The sequence below is a fragment of the Sneathiella sp. genome (assembly GCF_002694385.1).
In the GTDB taxonomy this organism is placed as follows: Bacteria; Pseudomonadota; Alphaproteobacteria; order Sneathiellales; family Sneathiellaceae; genus Sneathiella.
Genome location: NZ_NZMB01000012.1, coordinates 405487 through 418942 on the forward strand (window position 1 = coordinate 405487; position 13456 = coordinate 418942).

14 protein-coding genes are annotated in these 13456 nt (G+C 57.9%); 6 read left to right on the plus strand and 8 right to left on the minus strand.

Annotated elements, in window-relative coordinates:
* Nucleotides 1-17 precede the first annotated feature (17 nt).
* A complete protein-coding gene (locus CMN55_RS08580; protein ID WP_293949373.1) occupies nucleotides 18-737 on the plus strand; it encodes a HugZ family pyridoxamine 5'-phosphate oxidase in 720 nt (239 codons plus the stop codon).
* Between the two features lie 178 nt (nucleotides 738-915).
* Entirely contained in the window at nucleotides 916-2529 is a 1614-nt protein-coding gene (locus CMN55_RS08585; protein WP_366931997.1) for a phosphoenolpyruvate carboxykinase, read from the plus strand.
* A 58-nt stretch (nucleotides 2530-2587) separates the two neighbouring features.
* On the opposite strand, the gene CMN55_RS08590 is transcribed toward CMN55_RS08585, so the two are convergent.
* Nucleotides 2588-3490 (minus strand): branched-chain amino acid ABC transporter permease, encoded by a 903-nt coding sequence (locus tag CMN55_RS08590; protein ID WP_293949375.1) that lies wholly within the window; start codon nucleotides 3488-3490, stop codon nucleotides 2588-2590.
* A gap of 92 nt (nucleotides 3491-3582) precedes the next feature.
* Here CMN55_RS08590 and CMN55_RS08595 point away from each other — a divergent pair, with 92 nt between their 5' ends.
* On the plus strand, nucleotides 3583-4077 hold the full coding sequence (locus CMN55_RS08595; protein ID WP_293949376.1) for a hypothetical protein: 495 nt from the start codon (nucleotides 3583-3585) through the stop codon (nucleotides 4075-4077).
* A gap of 92 nt (nucleotides 4078-4169) precedes the next feature.
* A complete protein-coding gene (locus CMN55_RS08600) occupies nucleotides 4170-5102 on the plus strand; it encodes an AEC family transporter (protein WP_293949377.1) in 933 nt (310 codons plus the stop codon).
* Here the strand turns inward: CMN55_RS08600 and CMN55_RS08605 are convergent.
* The 7 genes from CMN55_RS08605 to ubiE form a co-directional block, all read right to left on the minus strand.
* Nucleotides 5095-5883, minus strand: a complete 789-nt coding sequence (locus tag CMN55_RS08605) for a HesA/MoeB/ThiF family protein (protein ID WP_293949378.1) — start codon at nucleotides 5881-5883, stop codon at nucleotides 5095-5097. The genes CMN55_RS08600 and CMN55_RS08605 overlap by 8 nt on opposite strands.
* A 3-nt stretch (nucleotides 5884-5886) precedes the next feature.
* Nucleotides 5887-6840 (minus strand): cysteine synthase A, encoded by a 954-nt coding sequence (gene cysK / locus CMN55_RS08610; RefSeq protein ID WP_293949379.1) that lies wholly within the window; start codon nucleotides 6838-6840, stop codon nucleotides 5887-5889.
* 28 nt (nucleotides 6841-6868) lie between these two features.
* Entirely contained in the window at nucleotides 6869-7321 is a 453-nt protein-coding gene (locus CMN55_RS08615; protein ID WP_366932013.1) for an RrF2 family transcriptional regulator, read from the minus strand.
* Between the two features lie 2 nt (nucleotides 7322-7323).
* Nucleotides 7324-7788, minus strand: coding sequence for a dUTP diphosphatase (dut, locus tag CMN55_RS08620; protein WP_293949381.1), 465 nt, complete (start codon nucleotides 7786-7788; stop codon nucleotides 7324-7326).
* Nucleotide 7789: 1 nt separating this feature from the next.
* The gene (gene coaBC / locus CMN55_RS08625; RefSeq protein ID WP_293949382.1) at nucleotides 7790-8998 is read right to left on the minus strand and encodes a bifunctional phosphopantothenoylcysteine decarboxylase/phosphopantothenate--cysteine ligase CoaBC; all 1209 of its coding nucleotides are present in this window, start codon (nucleotides 8996-8998) and stop codon (nucleotides 7790-7792) included.
* 135 nt (nucleotides 8999-9133) lie between these two features.
* Nucleotides 9134-10747, minus strand: coding sequence for a 2-polyprenylphenol 6-hydroxylase (ubiB, locus tag CMN55_RS08630; RefSeq protein ID WP_293949383.1), 1614 nt, complete (start codon nucleotides 10745-10747; stop codon nucleotides 9134-9136).
* Nucleotides 10748-10773: 26 nt separating this feature from the next.
* Nucleotides 10774-11535 (minus strand): bifunctional demethylmenaquinone methyltransferase/2-methoxy-6-polyprenyl-1,4-benzoquinol methylase UbiE, encoded by a 762-nt coding sequence (gene ubiE, locus CMN55_RS08635; RefSeq protein ID WP_293949384.1) that lies wholly within the window; start codon nucleotides 11533-11535, stop codon nucleotides 10774-10776.
* A gap of 90 nt (nucleotides 11536-11625) precedes the next feature.
* Between ubiE and mutM the strand changes: the two genes are divergently transcribed.
* Nucleotides 11626-12462, plus strand: coding sequence for a bifunctional DNA-formamidopyrimidine glycosylase/DNA-(apurinic or apyrimidinic site) lyase (gene mutM / locus CMN55_RS08640; protein WP_293949385.1), 837 nt, complete (start codon nucleotides 11626-11628; stop codon nucleotides 12460-12462).
* Between the two features lie 77 nt (nucleotides 12463-12539).
* On the plus strand, nucleotides 12540-13316 hold the full coding sequence (locus tag CMN55_RS08645; protein ID WP_293949386.1) for an enoyl-CoA hydratase: 777 nt from the start codon (nucleotides 12540-12542) through the stop codon (nucleotides 13314-13316).
* Nucleotides 13317-13456 lie beyond the last annotated feature (140 nt).

Below are 13456 nucleotides of genomic sequence, written 5' to 3' on the forward strand. Positions count from 1 at the left end.
TTCGCAATTACTGGCTCATGACTGACTTATCCAAATCCGAAATCCGCGTCCGCAACATTCGCGGCCTGATCAGAAAAGCCTCCACCGTGTCCCTGGGCACCCGCATGGCCGAGGATGGCAGCGCCTATACCTCTCTTGTCCTGATGGCAACGGATCCGTTGGGCCGCCCGCTCCTGCTGCTGTCCGACATGGCGGTTCATGGACAGAATATTGCCAAAGACCCGGCGATATCCCTGTTGGTGGCGGAAGATCCGAAGGGCCGCGACCCGCTCACGCTCTCCCGCGTGTCGTTACAAGGCACCGCCGAGGTAATTGATGATGCCCGCCTGCTGGAACGGTATGTCCGTCGCTTCCCCTCTGCGCGGATGTATTCGAAGTTCAAGGATTTCAGGCTGTACCGTGTCAATGTGGCCCGCGGCCATCTGGTCGCCGGATTTGGCGATATTCATTGGGTGGATGCCCCGGAATTTATTCTTGGCCCTGAGGCGCTGGATGATGCCGATGTTGAAAATGGCGTCATGGATCACATGAATTCGGACCATGCCAATGCCGTGCAGGAGCTTGTCTCCTCGGTTTCCGAGATCGGCGGCGAATGGGAAATCTGTGGTCTGGATGAAGAGGGAATGGATTTCCGCAGCGGATGGAATTACGAACGTCTTCTGTTTGAAAAACCCGCCCTGAGCGCCGAAGAGATGCGAATCCAGATGATCCACCTGCTGAAAAAGATCCGAAATTAACTAAAATTTCAGCTCCTCCATGGTAATTTTCCCCGTATCGGATCAACTGATCCGCCCGACAGGGAATAATTTCTGATTGGGGGTCGCTTTCGCGATAGATTGGTTGCGCCTTTATTTTGCCCCCATTATTCTGTAATGAAAGCCTTTTGAAGGGCCCCTCAAATATAGCAGTGGAGACATGAACGTGGAGCAATTGGGACACCATAAAAGCCGTTTCGGGCTGGAAACAAACGGCCTGGAAAAGGTTGGCAGGGCATATTGGAACCTGTCGACGCCCGCCCTTTATCAGGAGGCAATCCGGAGGGGGGAGGCTTCCATCGCTGCAGGCGGGCCGCTCGTCGCATTGACCGGGCAGCATACCGGCCGCTCCGCCAATGACAAATTCATCGTGCAGGAACCGGGCAGCGAGAAGAATATCTGGTGGGGCAAGGTCAACAAGCCCATTGCGCCCGAAAAATTCGGCGGCCTGCACAAGAAAATGCAGGAGTATCTGACCGGCAGGGATGTTTTTATCCAGGATTGCTATGCGGGCGCCGACACCGGTAACCGTCTCCCCGTGCGGATCATTACCGAATGCGCCTGGCACAATCTTTTTGCCCGCAACATGTTTATACAGCCGGATCCTGCGGAGCTGGCGGATTTCAAACCCGAATTCACCATCCTGCAGGTCCCCTCTTTCGAGGCCGACCCGAAAGTGGATGGCACCCGGTCCGAAGTTTTCGTCCTGCCGAATTTTGCCGAGAAGCTGGTGATTATCGGCGGCACATCCTATGCCGGGGAAATCAAAAAATCCGTCTTCTCCATCCTGAACTATCTATTGCCTGAAAAAGGCATTCTGCCCATGCATTGCTCTGTCAATGTTGGCGGCGATGGCGCGTCCAGCGTTTTCTTTGGCCTTTCCGGCACCGGCAAGACCACCCTGTCCGCCGATGCCAGCAAGATGCTGATCGGGGATGATGAACATGGCTGGTCAGACGACGGCGTGTTCAATTTCGAAGGCGGATGCTACGCCAAGGTGATCAAGCTGTCGCAAGAGGCGGAACCGGAAATTTTCGAGACCACGCGTCGCTTCGGCACCGTTCTTGAAAATGTGGTGATGGACCCGGCAACCGGCGAGCTGGATCTGGATGACAACCGCTATACGGAAAATACCCGCGCCTCCTATCCGATCGAGTTCATTCCGAACGCCTCTGAAACCGGCGTTGCCGGAAATCCGGCCAATGTGGTGATGCTGACCGCCGATGCTTTCGGCGTCCTGCCGCCCATTTCAAAACTGACGCCGGAACAGGCCATGTATCACTTCCTGTCGGGCTATACAGCCAAGCTGGCCGGTACGGAAAAAGGCCTCGGCAATGAGCCGCAGGCAACCTTCTCCACCTGCTTTGGCGCCCCCTTCATGCCGCGTCATCCGGCTGTCTATGCCAAGCTGCTCGGCGAAAAGATCGCCAAGCATGGCGTCAACTGCTGGCTGGTCAACACCGGCTGGACGGGCGGTGAATATGGCACGGGCCACCGTATGCCCATCGCGCATACACGCGCCCTGGTAAATGCCGCCCTCGATGGCACGCTGGCAGTGGTGGAGACGGAGAAAGACCCGTTCTTTGGCCTTGCCATGCCCACATCCTGCCCCGGCGTCCCGTCGGACATTCTCAATCCGCGCAACACCTGGGCGGACAAGAACGCCTATGACGCCAAGGCGCGTGATCTTGTCGCCCGCTTTATCGAAAATTTTGAACAATTCACCGATTATGTGGATGAAGACGTGCTGCAATCCGCCCCTAAAAGCGCATAAGCAGGACGGACGATGAATAACAGCCCTGCCACCATCAAGGTGGCGGGGCTTTTTCATGTCAGCGGCGGCGCAAGCCCTCCGGCTTCATGATCAGAAATAATGTCAACACGCAGAAGGCCGCCACATCGCGATAGGCAATCTCGAAATAGGCCGACCAGAATGTTTCGAAAAACGCCAGCGCCACTGACGCCGCCAGCGCGCCCTGAAGCGACCGCAGCCCGCCAATGACCGCGATGAACATGGATTTGAGACCAATGATGGTTCCCATGGCGAAGCTGGCGCTGCCATACAGAAGCGCGATCATCGATCCGGCAAGTGCCGCCATTATGGTTGCAAGCACAAAGGACAGGCCAATAACGGCGGACAGGCTGATGCCACAGAGCGCCGCCATCTGCAAATCATCCGCCACGGCCCGCCAGCGCAGGCCGAACGGATGCCGCTTCATCATCAGGATCAGCAGCAACACTATGCCGAACCCGAGCAGCAGTACCGCAATTTGCAGGGGCGTTATCTGAACGGGAAAGGCCCCTCCCGTAACCAGGGGCACCGGATCCGCAAAGACAGGCCGCAGCCATAATTCCCGGGAATCATTGATAAGGCGCATGGCCTCTTCCAGTATGATGGCGATGGCGATGGTCGCAATCAGCATCGTCTGCATCCGCGCGTTGATCAGCTTTTTCACAACAAGATGATGGATTGAAAAACCAAGCAGGGCGGTATTGAAAATCGCTATTGCAACTCCCGCGGTGATCACGATGATCAAAGGCCAGAAAGTCACGCCCTCCAGCAGGGAAACCATCATGATGGTGAGATACGCCGCCCACATGGCCAGCGCCCCGAACGCAAGGTTGATGCGGTTCGTGACCCCGTAAAAAAGAACAAAGGCGGCCGACAGTAACGCATATATCACCGTCACCTGTAGCGCATTCAGAAGCTGTTGCAGGATATATAGCAAGGACAAGCGAGACGTCCCTTCCCTCTTGTGGACAGTATCCCGTAGGAAGCGTATCATATTCGCCGTTACTGGCCAGAGAGATTCCCGCAATGAAAAGAATGGCCTTCATGATACTGGCTGTCGGCCTCCTGCTCTCCGGCTGCGGTGATGAGGCGGACAAGCCCTATCTGGAATTTACCGGCGGTGGTTTCATTTTCAATTACCGCATCGGGGAAGCCTTTTATGGCTTCGTTGCAAAACCACGCCGCGACATACCCGAGGGAACTGAAATAATCGCTGAGTTCGAAAACCCCAAAGGCGGCGCGCCGATTACCGTTACCACCAAGGCGAAACCATCACAACTTCAGTATATGCTGCGCACTCCGGGCGTTGAAGGCGTTATCAAGGATCGCCCCTACAAGGTTGTTATAACGCTTAAGGCACCCGGAGAGGTTCAGCCCCTTGCCGTCTATGAAAAAGAATATGTCTCCAGCCTCAATCAGTCGGACCTGCCCGGAGTTGCGCTGACGGTCGGCCCCGGATATCATCCGAACCCGGCCCTTTATGATGACAAGGAAAAAGCCTTCGTTTTCCCCAAAGCTGAAAAACAATAACCGGCATATTTTTCTGGCCAGACGCCGCATTTTGGCTCACAAAAGGGTGATCGCCAAAATCGCAACACGAGAATTGCAAAGGATTCCTGAGTATGTGGGAAATATCGCTCTCCGTCATGCCGATATTTCTATTGCTGGTGCTTGGCAACCTGCTCCGGCGAAACGGCTTCCCGGGTGGGGACTTCTGGCATCATGCCGATCGGATGGTGTACTGGGTACTGTTCCCGGCGCTTCTCTTCTTCAACACCACCACGGCCCCGTTCAAGGACGATCTGGTCGGCAGCTACGCCCTCGCCCTTCTCGGCGCGCTTGTGATCACCGGTCTGCTGTCCCTGTTGACTGTCCGGCTGCTTAAAATTGATCCGCGCATTGGCGGCTCGGTCTTTCAGGGGGCGGTGCGTCATAACACCTTTATCGCCTTTGCGGTTGCCGATTATCTGTTCGGACCGCAGGGTCTGCTGCTCGCGGCCGTGGCAACGGCCGTTCTGGTGCCGCCGACCAATCTTTTCTGCATCACGGTGCTTGTCGGTTATCAGGGCAAGATAGGGGGACATTCCCTCAAACGGCGTCTGGCGCAGGAGATTTTGCGCAATCCCCTGCTGATCGCCATCGGGCTGGGCGCTTTTCTCAATTTGTCCGGTATCGGTCCGCTGCCCATCATCAATAACTTCGCCGGGCTGCTGTCCAAGGCCGCGCTCCCCTTCGCACTGCTCTGTGTCGGGGCCGGGCTGCAAATCCGCTCCATTCATACAGGGGCGGGTTATGTGGCCCTCTCAACGGTGATCAAGCTGGTCATCTTTCCGCTGATCGTCGCGGGCGCCGTTATCCTGACCGGGCTTGAAGGGGTCACAGCCATGATCCTCATCGTTTACGGGACGATTCCGACCGCCAGCTCCGGCTATGCGCTCGCCAAGCTGCTGGGCGCTGATGCAGAAGTGATGGCTGGCATTATCACCATCCAGACGCTGATCTCCATGGTCACCCTCCCCCTCTCGCTCAGCCTCGCGGCCGCCTATTTCATGTAAGCCGGGGCAAGTCCGTAATCGTGGGATTCTCGCCGCAAAGCGGGCATGCCGGGTTTTTCGGCACCCTGATTTTGCGAAAATCCGCCGTGAGGGCGTCATACAGAAGAAGCTGGCCCGCCAACCCCTCACCGATACCGAGAATCTCCTTCACCACTTCCGCCGCCTGTAAGGAGCCGATGACACCGGGGAGCGCGCCGAGAATGCCGGCCTCACCGCAGGTCCGGGCAATTTCAGGCGGCGGGGGCGACGGATAGAGGCAGCGATAACAGGGTTTTGCCGCCTCATACGCCTTGAAACAGCTCACCTGCCCGTCAAATTGTAACATCGCCCCGGAGACCAGAGGCTTCCGGGCGAAGTAACAGGCATCATTCAGCAGATATCGCGTTTCAAAATTATCCGTGCCATCGGCAATCACGTCATAATCGGCCAGAATGGCACGGGCATTTGCTGGCGTCAGACGCTCCCGATGCGGAATAACCGTTACATCCGGATTAATTCGGTCGGCCGACCTTGCGATGCTGTCTGTCTTGAACGCCCCGATTTCCGCCATTCCGTGAGCAATCTGCCGTTGCAGGTTGGAAAGCTCCACCCGGTCATCATCAATAATGCCAAGAGTGCCGACACCCGCCGCCGCCAGATAAAGCGCAAGCGGGGAACCCAGCCCCCCTGCCCCGACAATCAGGACCCTGGCATCCAGCAACTTCCGCTGTCCCGCGCCGCCAATCTCCCGAAGGACAATATGGCGGGCATAACGTTCGAGCTGATCGTCGCTGAATGCCATCGCTCAGAGACCGTCAAATAGCGCCGTCGTNAGGTAACGTTCTGCGAAGGATGGAATAATAACCACGATTGTCTTGCCCGCCATCTCGGGTCGTTCGGCAATCTCCAGTGCCGCAGCAACCGCCGCACCCGATGAAATGCCGACGGGAATCCCTTCCAGACGGGCCACTTCCCGCGCGGTTTCGAAGGCCGTTTCATTGCCGATGGTCAGGACTTCATCAATCAGGCTTTCATCCAGGTTTTTCGGCGAAAAGCCCGCGCCAATCCCCTGAATCTTGTGCGGGCCCGGCTGTCCGCCGGAGAGGACGGGGCTGTCCTCCGGCTCCACCGCGATGATGCGAATGGCCGGATCCTTCGCCTTCAGGATCGATCCAACGCCGGTCAGCGTTCCCCCGGTGCCGACACCCATGACCACTACATCCACCCTGCCGCCGGTATCGGCAAGAATTTCCTCCGCAGTCGTCACCTTATGAATGGCCGGGTTGGCCGGGTTTTCAAACTGCTGCGGGATGATCGCATTGCCGATCTCCGCCTTCAATTCTTCCGCCCGCGCAATAGCGCCATTCATGCCCTTGGCGGCCTCGGTCAGCTCCAGGTTGGCGCCAAGCAGCTTCAGCATCTTGCGCCGTTCCATCGACATGCTTTCCGGCATGACCAGCGTCAGCTTGTAGCCCTTAGCGGCGCAAACGAAGGCAAGCCCGATGCCGGTATTGCCCGAAGTCGGCTCGATAATTGCCGTATCCTGATTGATGACGCCCGCCTCTTCCATGGATTCGATCATGGCCGCCGCGATGCGGTCCTTGACCGAGGCCAGCGGGTTGAAAAATTCCAGCTTCAGGAGAAGGTGAACCTCATGGGGAATATCCGCCGCCAGCCGGCGGGCGCGGACAAGCGGCGTTGCGCCAACGGTATCAATGATCGAATCGTAAATTTTGCCTCGCGGCGGATCTGTCTTCATTTTTCGCCTCAAATAACCATTTCAATTATCATATTTCGAAGTGAGAGCCATCCCCCGGCGCTTCGACCCGGCCCTTATCCAGCGCCCTCTGGCATAAATCTTCCAAGGTTACCGCATCCAGCTGCGCCAGCAGGGCGGCCTGCGCCTCTTCCCAGAGCGGCCCCACCACATTCTGGCCGATTTCCGAAGCGAAAATCTGCGTTTCCTCCTCTTCCGTCTCGGCGGAGCTGATCACTCGGATCACATCGCCCGCCGTAATCCGGCGGCGCTCCCGCGCGAGACGATAGCCCCCGCGCGGACCGCGCACACCCTTCAGGATACCCCCATGCACAAGCTGCTGCATGACTTGTTCAAGATAGCGGAGCGGAATGCCCTGCCGTTTTGTGATTTCCTTGGACTGAACCGGGTCGGGCCGCGCATTGAAGGCGATATCCACTACGGCTTCCAGCGCATAGAGCATTTTTTTCGGCAGATGCAGCATCGTCATCCGGCCCTTTCCGCAACTCCGGTCGAACCAAACCCGCCCTCACCGCGCGTTGTTTCATCCAGTGTCTTCACCTCCTGCCATCGGGCCTGCAATACCGGGGCGATGATCATCTGGGCAATACGGTCACCCCGTTCGATCCGGAAGTTTTCCTCTCCCATATTCATGAGGATAATCCCGACCTCGCCGCGATAGTCCGCATCAATGGTTCCCGGCGTATTGGGGAGCGTGATCCCCTTCTTCAGGGCCAGTCCGGAGCGGGGCCGGATTTGCGCCTCATACCCCCGCGGCAGGGCCATTTTAAACCCGGTCGGGATCAGCGCCCGTCCACCAGGCCTGATGTCAACGGGTTCGTCAACCGCGGCCCGAATATCCATTCCGGCGCTGTCCGCCGTCTCATAGGCCGGAAGCGGCAAATCTGCGCCATGGGGCAGGCGGGTGATGGATATGGTCACGTCATTCATACTACTTAATACCTTGAAAATACTGATATATCTTGTCTGCCAGAGTGCTGGCGACATCGCTCTTGCTCTGTTTGGGCCAATCCTCAACTGTGTCACGGGTGATCAGGAAGATGCGGTTTTCATCGCCACCGAAGGTGCCGGTTCCGCTACTGACATCATTCGCGAGAATCCAGTCGCACCCCTTTCTGTCAAGCTTGACGCGGCCATTTTCGACGATCTTTTCCGTCTCCGCCGCGAAGCCAATCACCAATGTGGGGCGATGCGTCCCATGATGGCCGACCGTCGCCAGAATATCCGGGTTTTCAGCCAGGCAAAGATCCGGCAGGCATCCATCCTGCTTCTTGATCTTCTGTGTCGCTTCCGTGGCGACCCGCCAGTCAGCAACCGCCGCCGCAAAGATCGCCGCATCGGCGGGCAGGGCCGCCTCGCAGGCGGCCAGCATGTCTTTCGCCGATTCGACCTCCATGCGCTGAACGCCCTGCGGTGTGTCAAGCCGCGTCGGGCCCGAAACAAGCGTTACCTCCGCCCCGATATTGGCGAGCGCCCCCGCAATGGCATAGCCCTGCTTACCCGACGAACGATTGGCGATATAGCGAACCGGATCAATGGGCTCATGGGTGGGACCGGCTGTCACCAAAATTTTCCGGCCTTTCAGCGGCTGATGGGCAGACCTTTGAAAATAATCGGTAATTGCCTCACAAATCGCCGCCGGTTCCGCCATCCGTCCCGGCCCGTATTCACCGCACGCCATGTCGCCATCGTCCGGGCCAACCGTCATGACACCGTCATTTTTCAGCGTTTGGAGATTACGCTTTGTCGCCGGATGCTGCCACATGCGGACATTCATCGCAGGCGCGATCAGGACGGGCTTATCCGTAGCGAGCAGAGCCGTCGTCGCCATGTCATTGGCCAGTCCCGCCGCCATTTTGGCCATCAAATCCGCCGTCGCCGGGGCGACAACCACAAGATCGGCGCTGCGCGATAGCTGGATATGGCCCATCTCCGCCTCATCTGTCAGGGAAAACAGATCATCATAGACTTTCTCCCCGGTCAGCGAGGCAACGGAGAGGGGGGTGACAAATTCCTTCGCCGCCGCCGTCAGGATGGCGCGACTGCGAATTCCCTGCTTTGCAAGCAGCCGGATCAGCTCAAGGGACTTATAGGCGGCGATGCCACCCCCGATAATCAGCAGAACTGTTTTATTTTCCATATTTGCGCCCAGATCAGACAATTTGATGATTTTACTTGTCTTTTATGTGAAAAATAAATATTCCACACTGGGCAGGCAAGAAATTTTTTGTGCTTTTTGAAATAAAGCGTGGCGGCGCCTGTTTTTGCCTCCGGACTATGCCAGCAGGACGATCAACCAGACAACAAGCCCGCCGATGACACCGCCGCCGGCAATATAGGCGAGATGGTCCCGCCGTTCCTTTGCAAGCTGTCTTCGCGTTTCCAGAATATGTTCCCGCGCCTTTTCCCGCGCTTCCATCTCGAGCAGCAGCGCATCCGCCTTGTTGACGATGGCCGGAAGCTTCCGGAGCAGCGCAATACCGTCCTTCACAACTTCGGCAGCATGCGCCTCAACGCCCATATTCTCCCGCATCCAGTGGGCCACCGTCGGTTCGGCAGCCTCCCAGAAATTGATATCCGGGTTGAGGCTCTGCGCCACACCTTCCGCCGTCACCATGGTTTTCTGGAGCAGGAGAAGCTGCGGCTGGGTTTCCATCTCGAAAGTTTCGGTGATCTGGAAAAGCTGGACCAGCAGCCGGGCAATGGAGATTTCACTGACCGGACGGCCAAGGATCGGCTCCCCAATGGAGCGGCAGGCCTGGGCAAAATTGTCGAGGGATTTGTGCGGCGGCACATATCCGGCTCGGAAATGCACGTCCGCCGCGCGGTGATAATCACGGGTCAGAAAGGCATGCAGCATTTCCGCCATAAACAGGCGCGTTTCCCGGTTCATTCGCCCCATGATCCCGAAATCGACGGCAACCAGACGCCCATCCGGCGTGACGAACAGGTTGCCATGATGCATATCCGCATGGAAAAACCCGTCGCGCAGCACCTGATGCAAAAAGACGCGGATCACATTATTGGATAGCGCCGTCAGATCATGCCCGGCGGCGAGCAGCTCTTCTTTCCGGGCAACGCTGACACCTTCCACCCGGCTTTGCGTCATGACGCGCCGCGCTGTCCGCTGCCAGTCGATTTCGGGAACATCGAAATCCGCATCATCGGCAAAGTTTTCTGCCATTTCCGAAGCCGCCGCCGCCTCCATCCGGAGATCCATCTCCAGCTCGACAGAATCAGCCAGGGTTTCAACAATCTTTGTCAACCGCAAGCGACGCGTCTGCGGCTGATATTTCTCCGCAAGGCCCGCCAGCCAGAAGAAAAGCCGCAAGTCCCGCTCGAACGCCAGCTCGATTCCCGGACGTAATATCTTGACCGCCACATCCCGCAGCACTTCCTCCTCGGCGTCCGGATCATCATCAGTCGGGGCCGGCCGCCTCTCTCGCACTTTTGCGAAATGAACCTGCGCAATGGAGGCCGCGGCAACAGGTTCGCGGTCAAATTCCACGAACAAGCTGTCGAGCGGCGCCTGCAATTCATATTCAATGGTCTCTTGCGCCTTCTCGAAAGGGAAGGGCGGCAGCCGGTCGCGGAGATTGCCCAGATCCTGCACCAGATCCTCGCCGATCAGATCGGCGCGGACGGACAGCGCCTGCCCGAGCTTGATGAAGCTCGGCCCGAGATCACGCAAGGCATTGGCGAGCCGCTCTCCCTCCCTGAGGCCCTGGCTTTTGGGCGAACCGAGAGCGAACACCGGCATAACCTTGCGCACCACCACAAGCGGCAGCGGCAACCGCGCGAACCTGTCGAGAAAAAACAGCGCATCATGGCGCGCAAGCGTGCGGGCGGCATAGAGCAGACGCAGGAAATTAAGGGTGGTCCGGATCACTGAATACCGCTCCTCAATACGCCAGCCTAAAGACGCCAGCCGGAATGCAGGGCGGCAATGCCGCCGGACAGGCGACGGTATTTGACCTGACCCAGGCCCGCGTCGCGCAGCATATCTGCAAAATTTTCTGCATCCGGAAACTGCCTTATACTTTCAACTAGATACTGGTAGGACGGTTTATCTCTGGCGACAATACCACCGATTTCCGGCAAAAGTTTGAAGGAATAAAAATCATAGAATTCCTTCAGGATCGGCGCCTCGACCTTGCTGAACTCAAGGCACATGAAGCGCCCGCCAGGTTTCAGCACCCGCCGGGCCTCTCTCAGCGCGGCCGGGATATCCGTCACATTGCGAATACCGAAGGCGATCGTGTAGGCATCAACCGACTTGTCTGGAAGGGGGAGGGCCTGCGCATCGCCATTGACCCAGTCAAGGCCCTGAAGCCGCCCCTGATCAATGGCGCGGTCCTGCCCGACGCTCAGCATGGCATGGTTGATATCAAGGACGGTCACCCGTCCATCCCCCGCCACCGCATCCAGGAAACGGAAGGCGATGTCACCGGTGCCACCCGCCACATCCAGCAGATGCTGCCCCTTTCGCGGCATCAGCCAGTCGATCATGGCTGACTTCCAGAGCCGGTGGATGCCCCCGCTCATCAGATCATTCATCAGGTCGTAATTATCCGCGACACTGTCGAACACCCCGCGCACCAGCCCGGCCTTTTCGTCCCGCCGCACCTCGCGAAAGCCGAAATGGGTATTGTCCGATGAATTATCCGTTGCAGCCATAGCGCGTTCCGTCCGCCCGTCGATCCGATGCTTCTGTTTGGTCGAAACAAGAGCATAGCGCAAGGCATAAAATAAGGCTACTGTCGCGCCATGCCGGAATTACCCGAAGTTGAAACCGTCTGCCGCGGCCTTGCCGATGCCCTGATCGGCGACCGCTTTACGCGCGTCACGCTGCGCCGTGCGAACTTGCGCTTTCCCTTTTCTGATGGCTTTATCGAGACATTGACCGGACGGCGGGTTGAGACAATTCACCGCCGTGCAAAATATATTCTCATGCAGATGGAAGGGGAGGCGGCCCTGATCGGCCACCTCGGCATGTCAGGCAGTTTCCGGATTGAGAAAAGCCCGATCCCCGAACACCCTCTTGATCGTCATGATCATGTGGTGTTCGAAACGGAAAGGGGCCTGCGCATCCGCTATCATGATCCGCGCCGCTTCGGTTTCATGCTACTGACCGAAAGGGCGCTGCTGGAAACCCATCCGCAGCTTATCAACATCGGGCCGGAACCCCTTGGTAATGAATTTAACGGGCCCGCTCTCGCGGAACGGCTCGCTGGCCGTAAAACCCCGATAAAAACCGCGTTGCTGGACCAGAGGGTCGTCGCCGGGGTCGGCAATATCTATGCCTGCGAAGCCCTGCACCGGAGCGGTATTTCCCCAAAGCGCCTTGCCGCCAATGTGACGGGCGCGCGGGCCGACCGGCTCGCCGCCGCTATCCGCCAGGTGCTGGAGGAAGCCATCGCCTCGGGCGGATCGACCCTTCGCAACTACAGCCACACATCAGGCGAGCTTGGCTATTTCCAGCATCGTTTCGAAGTTTATGATCGGGAGGGGGCCGCCTGCACGACTCCCGATTGTAACGGCGTCATAGGCCGAATTCCGCAGGCCGGACGCTCCACCTTCTTCTGTCCGAAATGCCAGCGCTAGAACCGGGGTTTGACTGGACAAAGGGCCGCGCTTGCCCATAATGTGCGGCAATCAAATTCTGAAACAAGGGATCAAGAATGGCCTATAACAATATCATTACCGAGACCAAGGGCGCGGTCGCGATCATCCGCCTCAACCGGCCGAAAGCGCTCAACGCTCTCTGCGCGGAGCTTTTTCAGGAGCTGGCGGACGCTCTGGACAATTTCGAAGCGGATGAAGCCATCGGCGCCGTTGTCCTGACGGGCTCCGACAAGGCCTTTGCCGCCGGTGCGGATATCCTGGAAATGCAGCCCAAGACCTATATGGATGTTTATAAGAGCAACTTTCTTTCCAATGACGCCGAACGGCTGTCCACCTTCCGCAAGCCGGTCATTGCTGCCGTCGCGGGATATGCACTTGGCGGGGGCTGCGAAGTGGCCATGATGTGCGACTTTATCCTGGCCGCCGATAACGCCCAGTTCGGCCAGCCGGAAATCAAGCTCGGCACGATCCCGGGGCTTGGCGGAACCCAGCGTCTGACGCGCGCCGTCGGCAAGGCGAAGGCCATGGAAATGTGCCTGACCGGCCGCATGATGGGTGCGGAAGAAGCCGAGCGTGCCGGGCTGGTCAGCCGGATCGTTCCGCTGGAAGATCTGGTGGATGAGGCCGTCAAGGTCGCGGGCGAGATTGCCAAGCTGTCGCAGCCCATCGTCATGATGTGCAAGGAAAGCGTCAACAAGGCCTATGAGACGACCCTGAAAGAAGGAATCATGTTCGAACGGCGCGTTTTCCACTCCACCTTTTCGACAGAAGACCAGAAGGAAGGCATGTCCGCCTTTGCCGAAAAACGCTCTCCGGAGTTCCGCAACCGCTGACTTTCCCGCCATTTTCGGGCGAAAATTGGTATCTTTACGACAGGAGGCCGGAAATTTGCCGATTCCGGCTCTTTTGTCCCATTCTTCTGTTGACGGAGAAAATTCCGCTGGTTATAACCCGGCTTCCGAATTTCGAAGCT